At 49.8% G+C, this 25380-nt stretch carries 23 protein-coding genes; 15 read left to right on the top strand and 8 right to left on the bottom strand.

What is annotated here, in order from left to right:
- Nucleotides 1–100 precede the first annotated feature (100 nt).
- The 7 genes from BMX00_RS01235 to hemP all read right to left on the bottom strand — a co-directional run bounded on the left by BMX00_RS01235 (nucleotide 101) and on the right by hemP (nucleotide 6214).
- On the bottom strand, nucleotides 101–2260 hold the full coding sequence (locus BMX00_RS01235) for a TonB-dependent receptor (RefSeq protein ID WP_245727486.1): 2160 nt from the start codon (nucleotides 2258–2260) through the stop codon (nucleotides 101–103).
- A 196-nt stretch (nucleotides 2261–2456) separates the two neighbouring features.
- Nucleotides 2457–3206 (bottom strand): PepSY-associated TM helix domain-containing protein, encoded by a 750-nt coding sequence (locus tag BMX00_RS01230; RefSeq protein ID WP_090826180.1) that lies wholly within the window; start codon nucleotides 3204–3206, stop codon nucleotides 2457–2459.
- Between the two features lie 14 nt (nucleotides 3207–3220).
- Nucleotides 3221–3874, bottom strand: a complete 654-nt coding sequence (locus BMX00_RS01225) for a hypothetical protein (protein ID WP_090826177.1) — start codon at nucleotides 3872–3874, stop codon at nucleotides 3221–3223.
- Nucleotides 3875–3935: 61 nt separating this feature from the next.
- On the bottom strand, nucleotides 3936–4922 hold the full coding sequence (locus BMX00_RS01220; RefSeq protein ID WP_090826174.1) for a multicopper oxidase domain-containing protein: 987 nt from the start codon (nucleotides 4920–4922) through the stop codon (nucleotides 3936–3938).
- A gap of 386 nt (nucleotides 4923–5308) precedes the next feature.
- Nucleotides 5309–5773: a bacterioferritin gene (gene bfr / locus BMX00_RS01215; protein WP_090826171.1), complete on the bottom strand. Its 465-nt coding sequence runs from the start codon at nucleotides 5771–5773 to the stop codon at nucleotides 5309–5311.
- A gap of 41 nt (nucleotides 5774–5814) precedes the next feature.
- Entirely contained in the window at nucleotides 5815–6009 is a 195-nt protein-coding gene (locus BMX00_RS01210) for a (2Fe-2S)-binding protein (RefSeq protein ID WP_090826168.1), read from the bottom strand.
- A 19-nt stretch (nucleotides 6010–6028) separates the two neighbouring features.
- On the bottom strand, nucleotides 6029–6214 hold the full coding sequence (gene hemP / locus BMX00_RS01205) for a hemin uptake protein HemP (RefSeq protein WP_090826165.1): 186 nt from the start codon (nucleotides 6212–6214) through the stop codon (nucleotides 6029–6031).
- Nucleotides 6215–6782: 568 nt separating this feature from the next.
- On the opposite strand from hemP, the gene BMX00_RS01200 reads away from it, so the two are divergent.
- From BMX00_RS01200 to arfB, 15 genes are all read left to right on the top strand, one after another.
- Nucleotides 6783–7565 carry an ABC transporter permease gene (locus tag BMX00_RS01200; protein ID WP_090826161.1) on the top strand — a complete coding sequence of 261 codons (783 nt, stop codon included), beginning with the start codon at nucleotides 6783–6785 and terminating at the stop codon, nucleotides 7563–7565.
- A gap of 4 nt (nucleotides 7566–7569) precedes the next feature.
- Entirely contained in the window at nucleotides 7570–8340 is a 771-nt protein-coding gene (locus BMX00_RS01195) for an ABC transporter ATP-binding protein (protein WP_090826158.1), read from the top strand.
- 176 nt (nucleotides 8341–8516) lie between these two features.
- On the top strand, nucleotides 8517–9743 hold the full coding sequence (locus BMX00_RS01190) for an ATP-grasp domain-containing protein (RefSeq protein WP_218141459.1): 1227 nt from the start codon (nucleotides 8517–8519) through the stop codon (nucleotides 9741–9743).
- Nucleotides 9715–10890, top strand: coding sequence for a Gfo/Idh/MocA family protein (locus BMX00_RS01185; protein WP_090826152.1), 1176 nt, complete (start codon nucleotides 9715–9717; stop codon nucleotides 10888–10890). Before BMX00_RS01190 ends, BMX00_RS01185 begins: the two co-directional genes overlap by 29 nt.
- Entirely contained in the window at nucleotides 10887–11978 is a 1092-nt protein-coding gene (locus BMX00_RS01180; RefSeq protein ID WP_177171731.1) for an FkbM family methyltransferase, read from the top strand. The genes BMX00_RS01185 and BMX00_RS01180 overlap by 4 nt, the downstream gene beginning before the upstream one ends.
- A 92-nt stretch (nucleotides 11979–12070) precedes the next feature.
- A complete protein-coding gene (locus tag BMX00_RS01175; RefSeq protein WP_090826146.1) occupies nucleotides 12071–12487 on the top strand; it encodes a sugar 3,4-ketoisomerase in 417 nt (138 codons plus the stop codon).
- On the top strand, nucleotides 12484–13581 hold the full coding sequence (locus BMX00_RS01170; protein ID WP_090826144.1) for a DegT/DnrJ/EryC1/StrS family aminotransferase: 1098 nt from the start codon (nucleotides 12484–12486) through the stop codon (nucleotides 13579–13581). The genes BMX00_RS01175 and BMX00_RS01170 overlap by 4 nt, the downstream gene beginning before the upstream one ends.
- A gap of 320 nt (nucleotides 13582–13901) precedes the next feature.
- Entirely contained in the window at nucleotides 13902–15065 is a 1164-nt protein-coding gene (locus BMX00_RS01165; protein ID WP_090826141.1) for a glycosyltransferase family 61 protein, read from the top strand.
- A 133-nt stretch (nucleotides 15066–15198) separates the two neighbouring features.
- Nucleotides 15199–16422, top strand: coding sequence for a glycosyltransferase family 61 protein (locus BMX00_RS01160; RefSeq protein WP_090826138.1), 1224 nt, complete (start codon nucleotides 15199–15201; stop codon nucleotides 16420–16422).
- A gap of 376 nt (nucleotides 16423–16798) precedes the next feature.
- The gene (locus BMX00_RS01155) at nucleotides 16799–17809 is read left to right on the top strand and encodes a glycosyltransferase family protein (RefSeq protein WP_143053020.1); all 1011 of its coding nucleotides are present in this window, start codon (nucleotides 16799–16801) and stop codon (nucleotides 17807–17809) included.
- 216 nt (nucleotides 17810–18025) lie between these two features.
- Nucleotides 18026–19288, top strand: coding sequence for a glycosyltransferase family 4 protein (locus BMX00_RS01150; RefSeq protein WP_090826132.1), 1263 nt, complete (start codon nucleotides 18026–18028; stop codon nucleotides 19286–19288).
- Between the two features lie 360 nt (nucleotides 19289–19648).
- Nucleotides 19649–21292 carry a glycosyltransferase gene (locus tag BMX00_RS01145; RefSeq protein WP_143053019.1) on the top strand — a complete coding sequence of 548 codons (1644 nt, stop codon included), beginning with the start codon at nucleotides 19649–19651 and terminating at the stop codon, nucleotides 21290–21292.
- Between the two features lie 182 nt (nucleotides 21293–21474).
- Complete coding sequence (locus BMX00_RS01140) at nucleotides 21475–22425, top strand: glycosyltransferase family 2 protein (protein WP_090826126.1); 951 nt, start codon at nucleotides 21475–21477, stop codon at nucleotides 22423–22425.
- Between the two features lie 62 nt (nucleotides 22426–22487).
- Nucleotides 22488–23387 (top strand): SDR family oxidoreductase, encoded by a 900-nt coding sequence (locus BMX00_RS01135; protein WP_090826123.1) that lies wholly within the window; start codon nucleotides 22488–22490, stop codon nucleotides 23385–23387.
- Nucleotides 23384–23842 carry an alternative ribosome rescue aminoacyl-tRNA hydrolase ArfB gene (arfB, locus tag BMX00_RS01130; protein WP_090826120.1) on the top strand — a complete coding sequence of 153 codons (459 nt, stop codon included), beginning with the start codon at nucleotides 23384–23386 and terminating at the stop codon, nucleotides 23840–23842. Before BMX00_RS01135 ends, arfB begins: the two co-directional genes overlap by 4 nt.
- A gap of 17 nt (nucleotides 23843–23859) precedes the next feature.
- Here the strand turns inward: arfB and BMX00_RS01125 are convergent, their stop codons facing one another.
- Nucleotides 23860–25350: a sensor histidine kinase gene (locus tag BMX00_RS01125; protein WP_090826117.1), complete on the bottom strand. Its 1491-nt coding sequence runs from the start codon at nucleotides 25348–25350 to the stop codon at nucleotides 23860–23862.
- Between the last annotated feature and the right edge of the window lie 30 nt (nucleotides 25351–25380).

Raw genomic sequence — 25380 nt, 5'->3', positions numbered from 1 at the left:
AATTGAAGGGCATTTAAGGGAATGGGACAATGACGCAACCCAGCTCTGCCCCCGAGCCGGCAACTGAATTCCGCCTCGGCGCATTGGTCAAAGCCCGGATTTAATTAAAATAAAAACGGATGGAACCAAAAGCGCTGCGGGAGTCGCCCGGCAGCGCGCCGGCAAAAGTGGGATTGGTATAGTAAGTTTTATCCGTCAGGTTTTTGACATTAACCGCAACTTCCAGCTTCTTGATTCGGTATGAAATGGCTGCGTCATACACCACGTATGACGGCACTCTCAGCAGATTCAGCGTATCGGCAAAACTGTCGCCTTTGTAAGTGACGCCAAAACCGAATGTCAAGCCCTGCGCCAGCCCGGTTTGTATCTGGTAAGTAGTCCACAAATTGCCCATATTTGTAGCTACGCCGACCGGGCGGTTGCCGAAAATACTCCTGTTTATGCCGAGGACATTATTGATGGCATTTGCCCGTGATATTGTCTCGGGATCCATCCATACGCCGTTTCCTAAGATGCTCAGGCCGGCAATGGGGCGATAAGCGAGATTCACTTCCACCCCACGGGAACGATCATTTCCATCCTGAGTTTGATTATTGTTCAAACCCGGATTCAAGGTAATGAAATAATTGTTGCGGCTGGTTTGAAACAGCGCCACGTTGAAATCAGCCTTGCCATCCAGTAATGTTGTTTTTGCCCCAACCTCTATCTGATTCGATGTCTCCGGTGCGGCCGCCACCGCCGTGGGTTCTGTAGACAAATTAACGAATGCGCCCGTGCTATAGCCGGCATAAAAAGCAAGAAATTTTGTAGGTTGGTAAACCCCACCTGTCGAGTAAGTGGTCAAGGACCTGCTACGCACAATCTCACGAAATCCGACGCCGGACTGGAAACCTTTATCGCTCCACTGGACGAGATCATTCCGAATTCCCAGGCGGAGTTTGAACTGTTCGCTCAAATCCAGCTGATCCTGGGCGTAAAACGAGGTCTGGTCGCTGCTGATTCTGCGATCGAATATGGGCCTGCGTGTGATTCCATCCAGTGACGTTTCCAGATTGTTCGGGTTAAAAAGACTGACCGCATTAGGCAGCGTGTAATCCGCCCGCACGGTCGTGATATCCGTATTTTTATACTCAAAACCTCCCAGGAATGTGTGTTTGACCGGACCGGTGTTCGTTTTCCAGATGAACTCGTTTTGAAAAGTCGCGAACGCCTGATGGTCAGTTTGATGACGCGCATCGCGCCCGGTAATGATGCCCGCCGCATTAGCCTGGTTGCCGCCTCCATTCCGTACCAGATCGAGCGATCGCCCATCATAGGTAAATGCGGTACGCATATTCAGGTCGGCCGAGATCGCCCAGTTATGAACGGCGGTGACACGGTTAATCGTATTGCTTGTGTTATTGAAGGGACTGTAATAACGGTTTTCACGGGGCACGACCAGTTGAGAATTAAAATTGAAAAGCGTTCCATAGTTATCTGGCTTGATTTTTATTTCACGATGGTCGAAATCGATCAGCAGGGTTTTATCGTCGGCAAGGCGCCACATCAGGCTTGGGGAGATCTCGAAAATGTCGCGCTTGAGTCCGCGGAAACCATCTGCATGCTCCAGATCCGTAATGAAGCGCCCTGCAAAGCTCTGTCCGATCGGACCTGTGGCGTCAAGATATCCTATGCGGGTACCGAAACTGCCGAGCATGGTTCCTGCGGATGCTGCAAAAGCGCTCCTGGGTTGTCTGGTAATCATGTTGATGCTGCCGCCGGGGCCGGCGACCCCGAATAATGCGGAGCCGGGACCTTTCAGCACTTCTATGCGTTCGACATCGTACATGGTGCGGTAATAGCCATTTTGCGGCGATGTCCCGTCGGGCATGTCATCGCGAAAAAAGCTCAACGGCAGGCCGCGCGAGGTAAAGTTATTCGCGAACCCGTAGCCGCCGCCCATAAGCGGTTGAACGCTGCTGACGTTACGCATCGCATCGTTCATGTTGATGACGCCCTGCTCGCGCAGGAGAGTCGCCGGAACAACTGCGACGCTGGCGGGAATGTCGCGTAAAGGCGTGTCAGTCTTGCTGCCGGTGCGCGCCACGTCCTCCAGCGTTCCTGGTCGCACACGCCCCGTGGTGACCTTCACTTCGGGTAAGGCGTTTTTTGTTTCAAGGCTGTCCTTATCATCGGCTGATGCATGAACAGGCATAAAACACCCCGCAGCGAGCAGGGCCATGGAGGCGAATTTCGGTTTGTGCTTGGCAAAATGTTTCACTGGCAGCGTCTCTATTGTTTTAATTATTGGCTGGCTACAAGCGATGTGAGCTAAGGAGCGGCGATGGCTTGTTGGCTGGCTAAATATGATTTTCCGTATTGGAGCGGGAGCGAGGCTGAAAGTAACCGTTACATGTTTTTCCGCCTCGGATTTGGATTCCGCGTTCCGGTCCTAGCCCAACCTGACTCAGATGAGATCATGATAGCGATAGCGTGGTGAGCATCAGAACGAGAGCCGTGGTGAGCGTTGTGCCGATCAAACCTGCGGCCATGAGCCGTGGTCCGTGCAACCTGCTCCACAGCAGCGTGCCGGTGATGGCCAGAACCAGCAGGCCGCCAGCGAGCGTGTCGGTGAGCAATATCCAAACGTTGGACATCCCGCTTCCCTTGTGGAAATTGGCGAGCGTTGCCCAGGCATTGGCTTCTTTTTGTTCAATATGGGTCTCTGCATCACCCTTCCAGTACTCAGCATTGATGCTGAGATTGGGCGTTGTGAGCGTGATACGCCAGTTTTCCGGCTGTTCCACTTTGCCCCCTCCCCAGGGCACCGGGCCGCCCGGCTTTTTCTGAACGCGGGATTTCGCATTGGGCAGCTTGAATTCCGTACGCAACCATGTCTCCAGCGTCTCCGGCGACTGGAGGCTGGATGCGGGCGGAGTGAGCGTCTGCCGGGACTCGTGCTGTTTGGCCAATGGGATTTTCATCTCGGTGCGATGATTGAGCAAAATTCCGGACGCACCAAACACTAGACCCAGTGCCGCGCCCCATAACCCGATCCAGGCGTGCGTTCGACGCAGCCAGACAAGAAAACGGCCGCGCTTCATGCTTTGCGACAAAAACAGGTAGCCGCGCGGTTCTGCAGCGGCTTGCCGGGCGACGTGGGGCGAAGGCGGCTGGGAAGCGGCGTGAGGTTCGGACGCGCTCGCCCCGGATTGCAAAGTGCTCATGATTAAATAAAGGCTTATTTGTAGAGGCTGAGCGTGGTCCTGTGGACCTCGACGGCGTATGCCTTACCCTCAAATTCGCCAGGCTTACTCAGTTCGTGCGTCGCCTCGATGATATAAAGGCCGGGTTCGGGCAGTGAAAAGGCAGTTTCACCCTTCTCGTCGGTGCGTAAATGTTTTTCCCAGCCGTTCGGCGCGATAACGATAATCTCAGCCTTGGCTACAGGCTTACCCATGAAGCTCAAGCGCAGCAGGTTGCCGTTATTATCGATATCGAGCGGCAAGCTGCCGCCTTTACCCAGGCGCGCATACAGAAAACGCCTTTGCGCAGGGGCGGGAGTTTCTCCCTGCGGTTCGCGCACGGGTTGCTTGAGCGCCTGCACGATTACCGTACCGCCGCCGGTTATCGCAAAATGATTATTCTCGCGGTAAGCGTCAACAGGTTTCCCCCGGCCCGCAGCATCGACCACGGCCACCGCAGGATCGATAATACTGTCGAGTCTGCCGGGCGACGGCTCGCGCAGGTTTTCGGCGTATTCACCAAAATAGAGCTTCGTAGCGGTAGCGTTGCCGAAGTTACCCTCCAACCAGAGCGCATGAGCCGCAACATTAAAACTGAGGCAACTGCTCATAATGGCGGCAGCGGTAAAGGCGACGTGTGTGAGCTTCATCAAGCGTTTCTCCGGGTTTGTTTCGATTGTCGATTTGGTTCTTCTGAATAGCCTGGTCGTTCTATGGGATGACGCGCCAGCGCGCAGACATGCCCGCCATCATGTGGTCATCCACATGGCAGTGAAACAGCCAGTCGCCGGCTGACCGAGGAACCATGTCAACGGAGGTCATGCTCGCCGGTAGCACTTCAACCACATCGGTCCGGCGTCCACGCTCAAGCACGGTTTGCCCGTGCCAATGCACGGTGTGATTGTCCGTCTCGTTACCCAGCGCGACGACATGCCATCGAACCTGCTTTCCCAAGCTGGTCTCGTAGCCTTCCAGGTTGCCGAAAATGCGGCCATTGATAGTGTGCTTCATCCCGCTTTCCTTCCCGTCTTCTTCATTAAAAATCATGAACAGAGAAGTGAATTCATGGTCCACGTCGCGCGGCGCCGGGTTGGAGGCGGAGCGAGCCATGCCCTTTCGCGTGATAATAATCGTACCGACCAAGCCGAGATTGGCTTCTTCGTCTTCCATTACATGCGAATGGTAGAGCCAGACGATGGAAGAAGGGTCTGCCGGACCGGGGCCTGCGGCTTCATCGGCACCCCAGGTGTATGTATATGATTTACCCGGTGTTACGGCTGCGCCCTCCCCGGGTCCGTCCGCACCCTCATTGTGTTTATCGTAAAATACTCCGTGCGGGTGCATCGAAAGCGGTCGGTCTGTTTTGTTCAGGAAATGAACCTTGATCGTGTCGCCCACTACAGCCCGAATCTGGGGTCCTAAAATTCCCATCCATGCCGGCTGGGACGTTGTTTTGACATAGCTCCCATCCGTATAACCGATATAACGGTACTTGGGGTAAGTCAGTGTTTCTCCCCATACTCCAAGCCCGGCATCCGGCTTGATCAGGTTTTTTCCCAGTGGCGCATAATTCCAGGAAGTTTTTTCCGCCGCTATCCAGTATTCCCGCACCGCCGCCTGTGCAGCCTGTATCGGCAATGCCATCCAGCAGGCGAAAATTATCAGGGCGGCGGTTCGGCCGGCGTAACGAAAATCCATGTCTTCTCCAGGCTGGCCGCGTGATCGCAGCCATAAATTATTAGCGAATTTAAAAACTTTCAGTCCCAAGGGACTCCATCGTTTCCCTCAATCGGGAGGATTCGGGCAGCGCAAGATTCATACTTATTTATGGATTGGTGGTTTGCGTCGCTGAATTTTGGCTGACGAGATGCGTGTAACACCGCTGGAAACGGATGCGCTGAGGGATGCACCGAGCTTGGCGCTCCGAAAGGGATGAGCCGAGGCAAAAGGCGATTGAACGTGCCGCCTCAAGCTGTTTCACAAACATAATCTGTAGCAGATCGGAAAAAAGGGCTGGCTTGCCTGCATGGGCTGGCTGGCTAAAGACCGCTGGGTAGGAGAAACCCAGCGGCCACGGATAATATTTACATCTGACTCTGTAACCAGTTCTGTATACCGACTTTCTGCATGACATCCAGCTGCGTTTCCAGCCAGTCAATATGTTTCTCGGTATCCTCCAGAATTTCCTTGAAAAGCTCTCTCGAAACATAATCCTTGGCTGCTTCGCTCGCGCCAATGGCGGCAAGTAAAGTCTCACGGGAAGTCATTTCAAGCCTGAGGTCGCACGCAACGCATTCTTCCGCCTTTTCACCAATCAGGAGCTTGCCGAGTTCCTGCAGATTGGGCAATCCTTCCAGAAAAAGGATGCGCCTGATCAAGGCATCGGCATGCTTCATTTCCTCTATGGATTCTTCATATTCGCGCTTGTTCAGGCTGTTGAATCCCCAGTTTTCATACATGCGCGCATGGAGAAAATACTGATTGATGGCTGTCAACTCATGTTGCAATTGGCGGTTCAGCCACTGGATGATGTCTGCGCTGCTTTTCATATTGTGCCTCCTCAGGCGAGATCTCGTGTAAGCGAGTGGGTTTATGCGGGACGATGTTGCGTCGGGGTTCTTTGCATCAGCGCTTGTTCCAGAACCTCCTTTGCATGGCAGGCACATATTCCACACTGCTCGCTCACGCCCAGGCAGGTCTTTAAATCCCGCATCCGGTCGGCGCCTCGGTGGACGGCTTCACGAATGGCGGTATCGGTTACACCTTTGCAGACACAAATATACATGATGAGCGCCTTAAGTCTATTATTTAGTCAAAATCAACTTACCGTTGCGGGTACGCCGCAATCTATATTGCTCGCCCTGATGCTGAATAAATACTTCGTCACCATGCGAAAACAAGGAATCGCTGTAGAGGCGCCTGTTCCGATCCAGCATGACGAACTTCTCCTTCTCGGCATTGGCTTCCGGAATTGTGAGTAACTTATCCATTTGGGCCGTCCCGCAATTATTAATGAGAATGATTCGTAATTATATTCAACTTTAGGGGAAATGCAAGAGCTGTGACAAAAAACTCTTTGAAGAGTTAACGACAAGAAGCCAGCAACCGGAACAGTGCCGGAACAATGCCTTCGTCCGTGCCTCAAAGCGGTTCAACCGGCCTGAGGGGAACACGGTGAATCACTTTGTCTGATATCATCACCCGCCGCTCACTCTCAAGCGCTGCGGATGCGCGATAACCGCATCAGGCTGGTTGGCATTTAGATTGGGCAACGCTTATATCCGAGGCCTTACATAAACAATTCTTTGACGCAGCAATGAATTAGGGATTTTCCGACGGGTTAGGCAAATCAAAACGCAAGCATTAGAATCCCGTGGTAGCGGGTCGAGCAAGGCCGAGGGCAATTAAGTCCCCGCCCTGCGGGACACGGAAAAAATTGCCTATTTACTGTGTTAAACTCGTGACGCAGGCATTCTCACATTCTCAATCGGCGCGTCATTATTATTTCCGTCCTATCCGCAACCCAATCTATGAGAGGACCTCTTAGATATTCTCAAAATGTTCTCAACCGCAATACAGGATCTGAGCGCCAGCCTTAATGCGTGGCGGCTCTGGTCCCTTCTGGGTTGGCTGGAGATTCGGCAGCGCTATGCGCGGTCCAGGCTGGGGCCGTTTTGGCTTACGATTAGCATGGGTGTAATAATCGGTTCGATTGGTGTGGTGTACGGCACCCTTTTCAATCAAAATATTGCCGACTATTTGCCAATGATGGGAATCGGGCTGGTCTTTTGGGTCCTGCTCACCAGTATCATTAATGAAAGTTGCGTGGCCTACATCAACTCGGCAGGCTACATTCGGCAAACCTCGACGCCGAAGCTGCTGTTCATGCTACAGGTTGGTTGGCGTAATTTCATGATTTTCGTTCATAATTTCGTTATAGTGATATTATTGCTGATCATCTTCGGCACACCAAACTGGTCTATATTTCCAATATTTTTTCCAGGACTGGTACTCTTTATCCTCAATGCCCTATGGATCGGGCAAGTACTTGGCATTATTTCCGCGAGATTCCGCGACCTGCCACAAATTACTGCGGCTGTGCTCCAGATGGCCTTCTACGTGACTCCCATCTTATTCCCCCCCAGCATGCTTAATGAACATCGCTGGATTGTTGAATATAATCCCTTCGCTTACCTGCTTGAACTGGTTCGCGGACCGCTCACCGGACATGCTCCCAGCGTTTTAACATGGGGCGTGACGGGCGCCATGGCGATACTCGGCTGGCTTCTGGCATTGGCACTAACCGAACGCTACCTTAAGCGCATCCCCTACTGGGTGTAGCGGGATGAGTGTAATTACCTTACAAAATGTGAGTGTAGATTTGCCTGTGTTTGAAATGGCCGAACGTTCCTTGAAAAAAAAAATTGCGGGGCTGGGACGAAGCAACCGCATTGCCAGGGATAATGAGGGTGTTGTGGTGGTACGAGCATTGGATGATCTGAGTTTTTCCCTGCAAGAAGGCGATCGCGTGGGCCTGATAGGGCAAAATGGCGCGGGCAAGAGCACTCTGCTGCGGGTGATAGCCGGCATTTACCCACCCACATCGGGACAGATATATACACGCGGCCGGATCGTTCCCTTGCTTGATATCAGCTTGGGCATGGATGAGCTTTCCACAGGCCGGCAGAATATTCGCCTGCGCGGCCTGCTGCTTGGCATGAGCAATGCCGAAATTCAACGCAAAATGGAGGACATCGCGGCGTTTACCGAGCTTGGGGACCATCTGGATCTGCCCCTTCGAACCTATTCCAGCGGCATGCGGCTGCGGCTGGCGTTTGCGGTTTCCACATCGGTAGATGCCGATATTCTGTTGCTTGACGAAGTAATCGGCGTTGGCGACGCATCCTTTCTAAAAAAAGCTGAGGAACGCATGTTGAATTTGCAGAGTCGCGCCAAGATTGTCGTGCTTGCCTCACACAGCGAAGAGGTGATTCGGCAGATGTGCAATAAAGCGCTCTGGATGAATCGCGGACGAATTCAGGCGTTCGGAGCAGTTGATTTTGTAACGGCTCAGTACAGCGCGGAGCGATACGTATCAACCACACCGCCGCCCTGATTCCTTACCATGAAGAAATATGCTGCCAACCCTGGCAGGATACAACTGCATACCATCTCCCGACCCGATTCGCCATTATGCTCGCCCCGCTCGCCCAGCTTTCTACGTGGATAAGTATATAAATTACCCCCTGCGATACTCGACCGAAACTCCAAACGTCGATCATTGCGGCAATCTTGGACTATTGGCAGTATTCAATGGATAAGAAAGCTCTGTTAGTCGGAAGCAGTTTCAGTGCTGCGCCACTTTTCTTCGTTCTCAAGAAGCGCGGAATTCATGTCTCAGTATGTGGAAACCAGGAATCAGACCCTTGCCATCAATACGCAGATGCTTCGTTCTATATAGATTACTCAAATCGGGATGAATTACTGCATCTGGTCGAAACGGAAAACTTCGATTACATAGTGCCGTCATGCAATGATTATGCGTATATGTCCTGTGCCTGGGTTGCGCAGCGACTCGGATTCCCAGGCTATGACCGATATGATGTGGCCACCATTCTTCATACCAAAAATGAATTTCGTATGCTGACTGAGCAGCACTCACTTCCTGCTCCGAAATCCCGCCGACAAGAGGCAGGGCAGGCAATTGAGGCCGGGCTGTTGCATTTTCCGCTCTTGGTGAAACCAGTTGACAGCTTTAGCGGTCGCGGCGTTGTGAAAGTGCTGTCCGGATCGGATCTGACCTCGGCAGTCCAGGCCGCGCTTCAATCTTCTCGATCGAACGAGGTTGTGTTGGAAGAATTTGTCGAGGGGAGCTTACATAGTCATTCCGCGTTTATTTGCAAGAATGAAGTAGTTTTAGACTTTTTTGTCGACGAATACTGCACAGTCTACCCGTACCAGGTGAACTGCTCGAACCACCCGTCTTTTCTGCCAGAAACCACCCGGATCAATGTTCGTGAATCGATCACCCGATTGGTACGAATACTCGGGATGGCGGACGGGTTGCTACATACTCAGTTTATCGCGAATGGCGATAAATTCTGGATCATTGAATGCATGAGGCGATGCCCCGGTGATCTATACAGCAGTCTTGTCGAATTATCCACAGGGGTTGGATATGTTGATCTCTATGTTCGCCCATTCCTAGGCGAAACAATTCCCGCAGATGTACAGCTCGGAGAATCCAGGTATTTCGGCCGTCATACGATCTCAACAAGTCAATCGCTTGTCAACTATACATTCTCATACAATATTCCCGACGCCAGCGTCCGGGTCGTCCCACTCAAAAGCAGCGGCGAGCGGCTTGGCATTGCACCATTCGATAAGCTTGCGATTCTCTTTGCTGAGTATTCGAGCCGATCAACGATGCTCGAAGCCACACCACAACTGACAGACTTCATAACCATCCGATCATTAGAGGAAACCTACCTTGAGCCAGTGCCACCCTTATCAACTTGACTCCTCTACCTCTCACTCCAGGAAATTGAGGGTAGCATTCCTCGGCGGGGCTTATGAATCGGCTGTGGGCAGGGTCCACCGGATTGCCGTCGAGATGGATCAAAAGTTTGAGTTAGTGGCCGGTTGCTTTAGCCGCAACCTTGAAACCAACCGGAAGTCTGCTTTGCGATACGGGGTTGTTCCTGCGCGTACCTACAGCGATTTGGACGAATTGTTGGGGTGTGAGTCCAGCCAAATTGACGGAATCCTGATCCCGACTCCCACGAATCAACACAAGCTGCAGGTTATGCGTTGTCTCGCAGCAGGAATCCCCGTCATATGTGAAAAAGCCTTGGTAACGTCCAGCGAAGAAGCCGCCGATATCAAGGCACTCCTATCGCAACGCGGTGGGTTTCTTGCCGTTACCTACAACTACACCGGTTATCCGATGATCCGGGAACTCAAGCACATGATCGAGCAAGGTCGATTTGGAAAAATACAGCAGATTCATATTGAAATGCCGCAGGAGGGTTTTTCTCGAATTAGTGATAACGGTGTTCCCATCGCCCCTCAGGATTGGAGGCTGCATGACGGACAAATACCCACCATATCTCTCGATCTCGGCGTCCATCTCCATATGATGGTCCGCTTTCTCACCAATGAACACCCCACGGAAATAGTCGCAATAAGCGATACATATGGTAATTTTCCCCAGATTATCGATAATGTGTCCTGTATTGCACGATACACCAACAATCTGAACTGTAGTATTTGGTACAGCAAAACAGCACTGGGGCACCGTAATGGGCTTAAGCTAAGACTGTTCGGCGAGAGCGGTTCTGCAGAATGGCTACAAGAAAACCCCGAATATCTGCAATTCGCCGATAACCACGGGAGAAGGATAATTATGGACAGGGCCAGCAGCGAAGTTCAGGTATCCAATCAAACGAGATATACGCGCTTTAAAGCCGGGCACCCGTCCGGCTTCATCGAAGCCTTTGCGAACTACTACTATGATGCCGCCGATACTCTAGGCATGTATCTCGATAAAAATGAGCCTTGTCCCAGTCCATATGTTTTTGGTATTGATGAAACCCTGGAAGGCATTCACATGCTGGAAGCAATTGTCGATTCGTCCATTAACAAATGCTGGGTAAATGTCAAATGAGCCCGTTAATACTGCCATCTCAGAACGAACACAGCAACACAGCACGAGCCAAGCAGTTCTGCGAAGAATTCTGCGGCGCAAGCAGTCGACAAAAATTCGTGTTGGGGCGTAATATTTACGCAAAAAGCGTCGTAGATCAGGTTGGAATATCCGGTTTTATCGATGACTATACAGATGATGATGCGTTTCTAGGCCTTCCTGTCGTCAAGACAGAGGATGTTCCTAAAAATGCCTTGGTATTGATCTCCTCGGGCGGTAAGCCCTTATCCGCCAAGCGTCGCCTTGATGGTCTTGGGCTTCAGTCCCTCGATTATTTTGCTTTCTTCAAATTCTCAGGGCTCCCGCTGACTTCGGTGGTTTTCAATGAGGGATTCGCGGAGGAGTTCCAGGACAACGAAGCAGAGTACGAGTGGATCTATAGCTTATTGCATGATGAAACATCTCGCTCAATTTTTAAGAAGCTTGTCAGTTTTCGACTCAAGTACGAGCTCGACTTATTAAGCGGATTCACCTCCAGAGAGAGCAGTCAATACTTTGAAGACTTCCTGCAACTTCGTCCACAAGGGGAAACTTTCATCGATGTGGGCGGGTTCAATGGCTTCAACAGTCTTGAATTCATCAGGTTATGTCCGGGGTATGACGAAATCCATATCTTCGAACCCGAGCCGGACAATTATCGGGCCAGTTTAGAAAGCGTGGGTTCGTATGCTAATGTCCATTGTCATCAAATGGGCCTGTCCAACAGCGAAGGCGTCCTGAAATTGGCTGCGCAAGGGTCCGGCTCGAAGATATCTGACTGCGGCTCCACTATTATTACAGTCGGTAGATTGGATGATGTTCTTTCGGATCGGAACACTCCGACCTTTATCAAAATGGACATCGAAGGTTCTGAAATCGCGGCGATCGAGGGCTCAAATAACATCATTAAAACTCATCATCCCCGGCTCGCCCTTTGTATCTATCATAATGTAGGCGATTTTTGGAAGATTCCCAAAGTGGTTCTCTCTATGCGTGATGATTACACCATTTATGTACGCCACTACACGGAATCAATCTATGAAACGGTTATGTTCTTTATTCCTAAATAAAAAATGATGTAATAAGGTAATTCCTGGGGTTGCTCCCGCGCAATACATAGCAGACCAACAATAGCAGACCAACAAGGATTGCCGGAGGCAGTATGCCGCTAAGAGATTCGAAAATTATCGAATTGCCAAGGATCAATGACCACAGGGGAAATTTGACTTTCATCGAATCCGGACGCCATATTCCGTTCGAGATCAAGCGTACATATTATCTTTACGATGTGCCAGGAGGGGCATCCCGTGCCGCACATGGACACAAAGCACTACATCAGCTCATGATTGCGATGTCCGGTAGTTTCGACGTCACCCTGGATGATGGTTTCGAAAAACGGCTCTTTCATCTCAACCGTTCATATTACGGGCTCTACATTCCTCCGATGACATGGCGCGACCTCGACAATTTCTCGTCAGGGGCAGTGTGCATGGTGCTTGCCTCCGATTTTTATGATGAAAACGACTATTTCCGTGATTATCACCGGTTTCTAAAAACTGCACGGGAGCTCCACAAGTGAAGGTTCCCTTCCTCGACCTAAAAACTCCTCATCAAGAGCTGGAAGCCGATCTTGAGGCTGCGTTCAAGCGTGTTCTGAATTCGGGCTGGTATATCCTTGGCAAGGAGGTGGAAACTTTCGAGGCAGAGTTCGCCGAATATTGCAGTGTTGCCCATTGTGTTGGAATTGGAAATGGCCTGGATGCCATTCACCTATTGCTCCTGGCGTATGGCATCGGGCAAGGCGATGAAGTAATCGTTCCGGCGAACACTTTTATCGCCACCTGGCTAGCGGTTACCTACTGTGGCGCAACGCCCGTCCCGGTCGAACCCGATTCCGCCACATATAACATTGATCCGTTGGCGATAGAATCCGCCATTACAGCGCGAACCGCAGCCATTATCCCGGTGCATCTTTACGGTCAACCGGCTGACATGGATGCCATCAACCTTATTGCGCAGAAGCATGGATTGGTAGTCATCGAGGACGCTGCGCAGGCGCAAGGTGCACGTTACCGTGGTCATTCTGCCTGTAGTCTGGGGAACGCGGCGACAACCAGCTTCTATCCGGCAAAAAACCTGGGAGCTCTTGGTGATGGCGGCGCCGTCCTTACAAATGATAATGCTGTTGCCGATAAGGTTCGCCAGCTAAGAAATTACGGCTCCAAGGTCAAGTACCAGCATGACTTGCTTGGATACAATTCGAGGCTGGATGAGCTGCAAGCGGCTTTTTTAACGATCAAGCTTCGCCGGCTGAACGCGTGGAACGAACGTCGAGCGGAGATCGCCGATTACTATGCTGACAAACTGGCGGGCTGCGGAATCAAATTACCTTACGTTCCCCTGTGGGCCAATCCAGTCTGGCATCTGTATGTTGTACAGGCCGAGAAACGTGATGAATTACAAAATTTTCTCCACCAGCGTGATATTGAAACAATGATTCACTACCCGGTCCCTCCTCATATGCAGGAATGCTACACTTCGAGTACCTACCAAGGCCTCCCCGTGACTGAGCGATTGTCACGGCAAATCTTAAGCCTTCCCATATACCATTCTATGACGTTATCCCAGGCGGACGTTGTAATCGACGCAGTAAGGAGCTATTTCCAGTCTTAGTAGAAAAACGGCCGGTGACAACAGATACACAATATCCCCTCTTCCGCAGAATTTATCGATTCTATTTGTCTCGATATGCCGTTTTTCGCTCACTTAAGCAGTTTGCGTTACCGTTATACTGGCGAAGCAGGTCGATCTTACGGCCTATATCGATCTTACGGCCTATATCCAAGCTGCGAGAGTTTTACAGAAATCATCTGTCGCGATACGCTCATTTTCGTTCGCTGAGGAGAATTATTGGTGGCGTTTATGAAGGGTATGGACGCTTTTGCCTTGTTATAACCAGGCCATTTAGGGAGCGTATCTTCAGCCTAGTCTCAATGAGTGATTTTCTGGCTAGACGATGCGATTACCCGGCGTTCACGCTCGACCCGGGAATGCATGTTCAAATTTTAGGGCCCAGGTTTATAGGATATTGCCCAGCTAATAATATGGAGGTCGTGTCTCTTGAAATGCCGAAAATTGAGGTGGTTGCAATAGCCAAAGCTACAGTTGTGGGCGGCACAAACTTCATTCTGAGTCAGAAAATTGCGATTTATCCCGACCTTTTTGTCCCGTCTCGGGACGCAAGCCCCGCAGAGTTATACGGAAGTGCTTCTATTGATCCGGATATCTGTCAAGTAAAGTTCTACATCTCGCGAAAATCCAAAAAGGTGGATCGCGCCATTTCGCTGCTAGGCCAGTGCACGGGTAACTATGCCCACTGGCTAACAGAAACTCTACCAAAGCTGGTAATAGTCGATGCTTGTCCGGAATATGATGACTTGCCTCTACTGGTCGACGAGTGGATTCATCCGAACTTCTATAATTCTATTAAATTATTGGGTAAACACCCACGGCAAATCATTGCTATCGGGCGATTCCAACCATGCGAACTTTCTTGCGTCATTGACGTGTCGCCTCCTGCTTACATCCCGGCTGAATACCGAGCCTACCTTGCAACTAAGGAAGTGGTAAAAATAAGTCATGATGTGTTTCCCTTCTCTCGCAGAGCACTTGATATGTTGAGGGATGCTGCCTGGAAGGCAGTGTCGTTAAATGCCAAGCCAAGCGTGAAAAGACGGCTATATTTACGCCGTGCACCGGAAAGCTGCGGGAATCCCCGCATGATTGCAAATATCGACGAAGTCGAGGGTCTGATTATGAAATCCGGTTTCGAAGTAATTGATCCGGGGAAAATGAGCTTTTCTGAACAGATATCGGTTTTCATGAACGCTGAGATCGTTATTTCAGCTGTGGGCGCAGCATTAGCCAACATGATCTTCATGCCACCAGGCTCTAGAATTATTGCCATGGCGCCTTATTACAAAAATGCTAATTACTATTATTTTTCCAACATGGCGGGTGTGCTTGATCATGAGCTGCTTTATGTCCTCGGACCTCAGAAAGACATGGGCGACCATCCCTTACACAGGGATTACTATGTTGACACGGATGCACTATTTGATGCGTTGAGTAATTTGCGCCCCCCCCTTCCATTATAGCGGCAGCCTCGTGCTATCGGTTCTTCTTAGAATCTACCGGGCTTATCTCGCCAAGTATTTGCTTTTCCGTTGGGTCAAAGCTTTAGCTCTCACCACATATCGTGGCATTTATCGGTTCTGGAGCGTTCTGTCGATGACAGACAATACCTCCAGCTACATGCTTATCCCGTGGAGCGCTTTTCGTGATACACAATTATTAAGCCGAATGTCATTTAGCCCCGCTCAGTTCATTGATATTCCGGGACCCAGATTTGTTAATAAGAGGCGCTCGGATAAGCTGGATGAAGTTGATACGCTCAAACTCGAAATGCCCAAGCTTGAGGTAACTGAAGTTCGTGATGGGATTGTTGTGGGAGGAACGGATTTCACTCTTTCAGGCGAAACAGCAATTTTTCCTGATGCATTCGTTCCCTCACGAGATACCTGTCCTGCTGAGGTTTTCGGCGTTGCCTCGATTGATCGCCATAAGGCTTTGATGAGGCTATACCTGACTCATCAGCCGAAAAAGGTTAATTTTGCAGCAGCCCTGCTGGGTCAAAGCGCTACAAATTACGCGCACTGGCTAACCGAAATTCTCCCCAAATTACTTGTTCTGGATGCCTTTGCCGAATTTGACAACGCGCCACTGCTGCTTGATCATGGATTGCATCCAAATATCCTTGAATCTGTCAGTATCCTAAATACCAAGCACCGAAACGTTATTATGGTAGGACGTTGGGAACCTGTTAGGGTAGACAGACTGCTCTATATTTCCCAGCCGGGCTATGAACCGTATATCCCACACGGATTATCCGCCAAGGGGTTGACGGGGATTGTAAATACCTTTTCGAGTCCCGCCTTGAATATTTTAAGAGATACAGCCTCACGAGTGACAGGTAAGAGTGGGCAAGCAGGAGCAAAAAAGCTCTATATACGCCGGAGCAAAAGCAGTGGCAACTTAAGAGGAATCATAAATTCCGATGTGATCGAGGGTCTAGTGCGGGTAAAAGGCTTTCAGGTTGTTGAGCCCTCCTCCTTAACGTTTTTCGAGCAGGTTGTCGCGTGCAAGCAAGCGGAAATTATTGTTGCTCCAATAGGGGCGGCGCTCGCGAACATGATTTTTTCACCGGCAGGATGCAAAGTTATAGCTCTCGCGCCTTACTATGAAGAGGCAAGCTACTATTACTACTCCAATCTGGCTGGAGTGCTCGGGCATGAGTTCTACTATATCCTTGGGCGTCAAATCAATAAGAATGGACACCCCATGCATAGAGAGTATTCCATAGACCCGTCCGAGTTGGAGATGGCGATTACTTCTCTATTAAGTAATCGATCTCCACTTTACAAACCGAATGTAGATCGCGAACTCCGAAAGTGATCAGTATTCAAACAAGATAATCTACCAGCTGGAGAACAGGGTATTCTCCAACCGAATACCTGCCGGCTCTCCGTTCCAGCTTTACTTCACAAACTATCCCCGACAGTCGCGAAAGCGTATTACAAAGGTCTTTTCCAAACTAACTATAGCGTAAGCGTGGGCGCACCGGTTCTACTCCGATTTTACGGACCTCTAAATGGACTGATAATGAGTCAGGAGGTGTGTCATGGCAACATAAAGAATAGTGTAGCGGCCCGAGAGCTTGATTCTTGTGTTCAGTTAACAAGATACTTATGCATGTGCCGAAAAAATTTATTGACGTTCATTATCCGGCTTCGCATCTTTTGCAAAACGGGTCATGTGAAGGCAGTTGATTGTGACTTCTAGCTCCAATGAAAAGCTAAAAATCGCCATTATCAGTCAGCCGGAATACTTCCGTTTCTGTTATGAAGATGAATTAAATATCTTCGGGGATGTGAGAGAGTATCCTCTTCACAGTGGGATGTCTGCCGCAGACTATTCCAACCTGATAAATTTTAATGCAGACATAAATATTTTTTTTCGTCCTGAGCTAATCTCTATAGATGTGTTAAATCGGCTACGGGGTATTAAAGTCGCATTATCTAGTGAGCCGTTTCCGCGTTATATTGATGGTAAGCTCAACTATACGAAGGATTCTATTTTTCGCTACCTGTCCTTCAGAGCCATAAGGTATCTGCCTTATGATTATGTTTTCCACTATGATGAATCGTCATTAAACTTCATTCAGAGTGACGGTCTATTTTTGTCCGGCGCTTTCGTTTTTCCGGTTGCCACAAAAACATATATACCGACACCGGCCGTACCAAACTGGGATTTTTTCTTTATCGGCCGAAGCACCTCGCATCGCGAGGACTACTTTGGATCGTTGAAACACCACTTCCATTTTTTGCACATCTGTCATGGAATTGCAGGGAAGGCTCTCGTCGATTACATCAATCGAAGCAAAATATGCCTGAATATCCATGCAGAAGCAGAAATTTCGTGGGAGCCACGCATGCAGATGTTGCTTTCGTGTGGCGCTTTCGTTATCAGCGAAAAAATAACTCCTAACAAGTTCTTGCGGCCGGGAGTCGATTACATCGAAGTCGGTTCCCCTCGAGAAGCGTATACAGCTTCAGAATATTTTTTAAAACATGAAGAAGAGCGACTGAGGATTGCTCAGTCAGCCAGAGACACTATTGTTGAGCTACTTAACGCTGAGCACAGTTTCAGGATGCTTATTACCGGAATATTGAACAAGTCTTCCCCTCGCTTCGACGCAAAAAAGCCGCGCATGAGTATTCATCTAATAGATAAGGCGGTGCAAATATTCAGGGTTGCCCGAAAGCGTATGACCCTCATTTAAAACGCAAAGATGAGATAAGCTCTCACCAGCCGATGACCACCTGTGTCCGTGAAAGCCCAACTAAAGTCTTAGCTTCAACTTGGATTAGCTCGTCAGGAACAGCATGAACAAGCGCTACTTTAACCATCCCTGAGTTCCAGTCTCGTAACTTTTCGCCTTCCTGCCCAAATTTTTATTCAACTCATACTCGGATTTAATGATGCTTAAACCGAAGAAATGAAGATTGCTTACTTAATCCCTTCCTGTGGCGTTTCTGGTGGAGTTGCGGTTATCTGCCAACATGCGAATCGCCTACTGCTAAAAGGTCATGAAGTCGTTATTCTCACGGAAACAATAGATGGCGGGCTTGGCTGGTTTCCGAACCAGAAAGTGCCCGTTCTCAGTTTGAAACAATATCCATCAGAACTGGACATTCTTGTCGCAACGGGTTGGTCAACGGCTTTTCTGGTGGCCAAACTGCCAGCGAAACACAAATTCTATTTTGTACAATCTGATGAAACCAGATTTCATCCGACAGATAGCGAGTGGCAACATATATGTCGTTTATCATACTTGATGAACTTCAACTATTTGACTGAGGCGCGCTGGATCAAGTCGTGGTTGCAAAAAAATTTCGGGCATGAAGCCCAACTAATCCCCAATGGGCTAGACCCAGATTTGTTCCACCCTGCAGAACCTTTGCAACCGAAGGGCCCTAAACCGAGAATATTGCTGGAAGGCGCGATTGAACTCGCCTACAAGGGGATGGCTGAATCATTTGAAGCCGTCGCAGACCTGGATGTTGAGGTATGGTGCGTGAGCTCGTTCGGCCGGCCAAAGCCTGGCTTGAAATGTGATCGTTTCTTCGAACAAGTACCCATGGCGCAAATGCCTCGCATTTATTCGAGCTGCGACATACTCTTAAAATTAAGCCGTGTTGAGGGTTTTTTTGGTCCACCAATGGAAATGATGGCTTGCGGAGGCGCGGTTATAGTAGGAAAAGTGACTGGATATGATGAATATATCGTTGATGGAGTAAATGCTCTGGTCGTCGAACCAAGTGATATTTCTGCTGCCCGGATGGCGGTCCAAAAACTTATCTTCGATCCTGAATTAAGAAATAGGTTAATAAAAAATGGAAGAGAAACAGCAGCCGCTTGGTCTTGGGATCAACCCATTGATGATCTGGAAACGTACTATCGACAAGTTCTTGAGGGCAGCCGGGGCGTGGTGACTACTGATGAGCGTATCGCAACCAATAAAAGCATAGCTTTCTTTTTCTTTCGACTGTTAGGTATCGAAATGCAAGATTCGCTTGCACCCTCAGGCGGCTTTCATTCGCAGACGGGTATGCATAATTATGCCCACAGGTTATCTCTCAGATTAGAAAGGCTCATTTGGTTTAGGCTAATCGCAAATATTCTTGGCAGAGTTTATTACCAGTACAAGAAAGCCGCTGCCCGTATTAATACTGTTAAATTCCGCTCCAACAGTGAATAGGCACGGATGTCTAGCGGCGATCTCGCCGTCATTGGCTGCGGAATATCGGACTTGCCGACTAATGAACTTTTCCCGCTTCAACGTCGTTGACGTGGGCAGGCCTCGACCTCAAAAATATCACGGCTAATACACGCTGATACGTATTCCCAATTTGCCGAGCTAACAGTGATTTTCGGCCTTCCATCACAATATATTCACCTAGCTCGGAAATGAGTCACTTCAAGATTAGATTACTCAGCGTCGTAAAAAACAGCGGAAAAAGTGCGGACCATATTCTCTCGTATACATAAAACCCTGAAATATTTTAAGCAACATCCTGAAGTCTTGCGTGGATACCTATTGCATGCGCGAAATCTGGGGTTGTTAAATTCTTTGCGGCGCGCCGTTGAAATTGTCAAGCGGGGTGGCCCGCGCCAGTCGCCCGCACCTGCATCAACCCGTAAACTACTGTTGCGGCCGACATTGGGGCAGTCCACAGTCATTCTTGCTACCCTGCATTGTTTGTATGTTGCCCGAGCTATCTCGACCGCTTTGTCCCGGATTGGAATCGAGTCGAAAATTATTCATGAGCGACCCACCCAGGGCTACGATGACGCGCTCCATTTTGTTATTTGTCCTCACATGTTTGTGCAATTGCCCGACTTTTACATTGCCTTCCAAATGGAGCAATCCGTCAGTTCACGGTGGTTCACTGACGAGTATCTGCGCGTCTTACAAAACTCAGCCGCTATACTGGACTATTCGACGGTCAATATTGATTTTCTCAAGATAAAAGGGCTGAGTCTGCGCCAGATCTATTATGTCCCGATCGATTACATCGCGAATTATGAATCGGAGCGGGACTGTGCCATAGAAGATTACGACGTGGTTTTTTATGGCGACGCGAAAAACGAACGCCGGCAGAGATTTCTCAGTGAACTGAAAAGACACTTCCATATAAAAATAATCAATAACCTCTTTGGCGCACCGCTCTATGCCGAGTTGGCGCGCGCCCGCGTGGTGGTCAACATTCACTATTACGCCGGAGCCTTGTTGGAAACCACCCGAATTTGGGAATGCCTGTCGTTACATAAGCTGATCATATCGGAACGTTCAAGCGACTTGGATCAACATAGCGACGTTTCGCAATTGTTGGACTTTGTGGAAATTGATGACGTAGCGGGCATGGTGGAACGTGTGCGCTACTGGCTGCAAAACGACGGCTTGCGTCGGCGACGTATTTCTGAAAATCATCTTTTACTTCAACAGCGTTCCAATCGATTCGATTATTTTTTCTATAGATTTCTATTGGCAACAGATAACATTACGTTCCAGAACTTTTGGCGCTACGCGGGGCATAAAGCACGATTATCCAGTGACTTGGTCTGTCTTACTCTGCCGGAATACGGTGAACGTACAGCCGAATTCAACAAATATAATCAATTTGGCTTTTCCTGCTTTCCGGGTTTGCGGCACAGTCAAAGTTGGCTGGGCTGCGCGATGAGCTATAAGTTGATGATCATGTTGGCACGCCAGCAAGGTCTGCCGCAATTAACCGTCTGTGAAGACGATGTCGAGTTCCCGTCGGATTTTGGCGTCCGGTGGGAACACATACGAAATCGCTTGGATGACCCCAATTTGAATTGGCACATCTTCTCCGGACTAATGTCCGACCTCAGAAGAGACGTTCGCATCCTCGAAACGCATACTTATCAAGGAAATCAGTTTGCCTTAATTGATAAGGTGATCAGTACGGTTTTCAACGTTTATCACCAACGTGTATTCGATATTATTGCGAATTGGGATCAGGACAACCATGACGTGACAACCAATACTATTGATCGTTATCTTGAAAAGATTGACTTCATCAGGGTGCTGGTTGTCGAGCCTTTTCTCGTCGGGCACAAGGAAGCCCAGCAGTCGACCATCTGGGGCGTTGAAAATAGCCACTATCGCGATCTGATCCTTGCTAGTAATCAGCGATTGAAACAAAAAATCCTTGCACATAAGGCAGATATAAAATAGGTAGATATAAAATGCCTGTGAGCGTGATTCACCCGCGACCAACCATTGTTATGTTTGTACTACTCCGCTTCTGTCTGTCGCACAGGTATGCCCACTGATATGCCGATATCTGGTTTAGATTGTCCAATTCAGGTAGCGGTTATTCAGACGTTAGAATTCCTGCACGGAAATCGCTGAGCCAAATGCCTGCTGACGCGAAATCATCCACAGATCACCAGCCCATCTCAGTCGTAATCGTGAATTACAACGCCGGCCCATTGCTGGCGGAGTGTATCCATTCGACACTTCCCCAGGTAAATGAAATACTGGTGGTGGACAACGCATCTTCTGATTTCAGTCTTGAACTTTGCGCCCAGCGTTTCTCCGGAGAACACAAACTCAAAATCATCCACAATACTGCGAATCTCGGTTTTGCCGCAGCCTGTAATATAGGTGCTGCGCAGGCTGTGCAACCTTTTGTTTTGTTTTTGAATCCTGATTGCATTCTCGGTGAAGATTCGTTGCAGCGCATGATTCAAGTGCTGGAAAAGAACGCTAAGGCGGGCATGGTGGGCGGATTGCTGATCAACCAGGACGGCACCGAACAAGCCGGAGGCCGCCGCGCGGTGCCTACTCCCTGGCGTTCATTCGTTCGAGCGTTTGGGCTGTACCGTTTCAGCAATTACTGGCCGCGCCTGTTTTTCGATTTTCATCTGCACAAGCAACCCCTGCCGGACGGCCCGCTTGAGGTGGAGGCCATCTCCGGCGCACTCATGCTGGTGCGGCGCGAGGCGATGAAAAATGTAGGTCTGTGGGATGAAGATTATTTTCTTCATTGCGAAGATCTGGATTGGTGCATGCGCTTCCGCCAAAAAGGCTGGAAGATTTTATTTGTACCCGACGCCCCGGTTGTGCATCACAAGGGAGCCTGCAGCCGGTCTCGACCCATCTTTGTGGAGTGGCACAAGCATAAGGGAATGATGCGGTTCTACCACAAGTTCTTCCGGCGCCAATACCCTGGCGTTGTGATGTGGCTGGTCGCTGTGGGAATATGGTTGCGGTTTATAGCAGTCGCGTTCTATTACACTGCACGCCGCGCCGGGCGCGCGATCGGGGTTGGACGAGGACAGGCACCAGAGCAGGCGACCGGATAAACGGGTCAACCGCCGAGACATCAATCCAGCACACTCCCTGACTAAACCCGGCATAAAAGTAAATGTCGAGCCTCGCCTCCTCCCATCAAATTATCGTCACGGGCGCGACCAGTATAGTTGGGCGCTTTTTGTTGCCGCGTCTGCTGGAAGCCGGTTACGAGGTTCATGCTGCCAGCCGCAAGCGTAATGAAACTCCGGGCACAACGGGTAAGCTGCTTTGGCATCAGGTCGATATCAGTTGTCCGGAGCAATTGCCCAAGCTTAACGCGACGGTGCTTGTTCATCTTGCACCGCTTTGGTTGTTGCCACCGTTGCTGCCTATCCTGGATTCGCTTGGAGTAAAACGTCTGATTGGCTTCGGCTCAACCAGTCTGTTCAGCAAGGCTGATTCTGCCGATGCGGGCGAACGGCAGTTGGCGGCACGCTTTGCCTTAGTGGAAGAGGCTATTGGCAGTGCCTGCGGCGCTTCGGAAATAGACTGGACGGTGCTTCGTCCAACGCTGGTTTATGACTGTGGCCGGGATAAAAATATTACGCAGATTGCCCGGTTCATCCATCGTTATGGTTTTTTTCCCCTGCTCGGCAATGCCAGGGGACTCCGTCAACCGGTTCATGCGGATGATCTGGCACAAGCATGCGTGATGGCACTAAGCCAGCCAATCACGTTCAACAAATCTTATAATTTGAGTGGCGGCGAGACTTTGACTTATCGGCAAATGGTCGAGAAGATTTTCGGCTCGCTGGGCAAACCGGCGCGCTTAGTCACCATTCCCGCATGGATGTTTCGTCGGGGCATAGAAGTTTTGACGCTGCTTCCCGGCAAGCGGAGCGTGAATCCTGAAATGGCAACGCGGATGAATGTCGATTTGTGTTTCTCCCACGCTGCTGCGGCCAGGGATTTTGGGTTCGCACCGAGACCGTTCCTGCCGGTTTTCACCCAGTGGGATGATCTGCAAAAATGAGCCATGATGATCCATCCGGTCCAGCCGCGGAGAGTTCCAACCAGGTACCTGTTGCCGAAAACGAGATCGAGATAAGGGCAATTCGGGCTCAGGGTGCCGGCGGTCAAAATGTCAATAAGGTTTCAAGCGCGATTCATCTGCGTTTTGATATCGGGGCTTCCTCGCTGCCCGATGTCTATAAGCAGCGCTTATTGAAGCTGCACGATCACCGGATCACCAGGGAAGGTATTATCGTTATCAAAGCGCAGCAGTATCGCACTCAGGAAAAAAACCGTGCGGAAGCGCTGAGACGATTATACGAACTCGTTAATAGCGTAGCGAAGCTACCCCCGGAACGGAAACCAACCAAGCCGACCCGTGACGCGCAGAGAAAGCGTCTCGATAGCAAGACGCAGAGGGGCCAGCTTAAAATCATGAGGAAAAAATTGCCGGCAGGGATGGAACCCAACCAATAAAGGCTTCAGGATAAGCCTTAAGCAGGAAGTTCGGCCTGATTCACCGTGTTTGCCACCAGACTTCCAGATTGTGGAATTTCATTTTCCGGAACAGGCACGTTTTTCGCGCGCTGGAAGATGACCGAAAAGGTTGTTCCCCTGTTTTGTTCGCTTGAAACCTTGATGTTCAGTTTGTTATTCTCTGCAACTGTTTTGACGATTGACAAGCCTATTCCACTCGACGTTCTGTTGTGCAGCGCGGCTCGAGGCGTATAAAAATATTCGTCAAAAATATGCGGCAGGTCCTTGTCTCCAATTCCAATCCCATGGTCAACAACGGTTACTACTGCGGATGAGCTCTGCTTGTCGAAAGCGGTCGAAATCTCCACCAATGCGCCATCGTATGAATAAGCGATCGCATTCGAAATGATGTTCTCTAAAAGTATCTCAAACTGGCTCGGAATTCCTTCAACGACAAAATCCCGGGTTGACGCCTTGATCGTGATGTGCCGCGAACTGGCGATGGGTTTTAATTTATCGATACACTTTCGAATGACCGATTCCACATTGACCTGCTCCAGATTACCGGGATCCCGGGCCGCGGCTTTCAGCCGTTCAAGCTTGAGCACATCCAGGATCAGCCCCGCCATACCCGAGGCGCGGCTATCGATTTTTAAAAGCACATCCCTGATTTCAGGCGGTACTTCTCCACAATAATTTCCTTTTATCAAATTGATCTTGCTGCGGATGGCATCGAGCGGTGCCTTGAGCTGATGTGTCATCAACACGGCGTACCGGTCTTTCTCCACTTGCGCCCGGCTGATCTGCTCGTAGGCATCCAGAAGGTGGCGCTCATTGGCGCGCACGACAATCGAAAGACGCGAGACGACATACCAGACGACGAAAAATAATAAATCAAGAGTGAACATCCATAAGAGAATATCGATTTTAAGCGGGTGAAGGGTGGGTCCGTCAGGCGATATGGATATCGATTGAGGAGCCATAAAAAGCAATGGGTTCTCGATAAGCAGCACAATCCCATACATTAAACAAACAAACCCTGTAACGATGAGGCTTTCTATCGTCGAGAAAAAGATACAGGACAAGGCGATGTGCAGCACGTAAAAAAACGGAGCAGGCGTCGCGATGCTGCCAACGAAATGCACGACAACCGACAGGCACAGAAGATCGACAATAATTTGAGCCCAGATATTTATTGAAGGCGAGTTATACCGGGTTTGCGGTCGAAAATCCAAGGCATAGATATAGATGATATTTGCGATGCACAACAGCGCCGTTACGGCAACCGGCCACCCTTGCTGATGAGTGATGCCAATGTTTGTAAGCGTATCGGAAGCAACAAGCGCGAAGATTTGAAACAGGAGGAGAGCGCCGATTACTGCCCAGCGAAAAATAATAAACCACCGGGCATTGCCGATTAACACCTGGTCGCTGAGCTTGGAGCCCGTCAACCCCGGGAACGCGAAGCGGTTCTTCGATGCGTCCCAGGAAAATTCGGCAATAGCCATGGTCAGATTACGCGAGAAGCCGTTGCCATC

This window comes from Nitrosovibrio tenuis (genome assembly GCF_900109785.1).
In the GTDB taxonomy this organism is placed as follows: Bacteria; Pseudomonadota; Gammaproteobacteria; order Burkholderiales; family Nitrosomonadaceae; genus Nitrosospira; species Nitrosospira tenuis_A.
The sequence above is the reverse complement of the archived record's forward strand: the minus strand, read 5'-3'. Positions and strand labels throughout refer to the sequence as shown.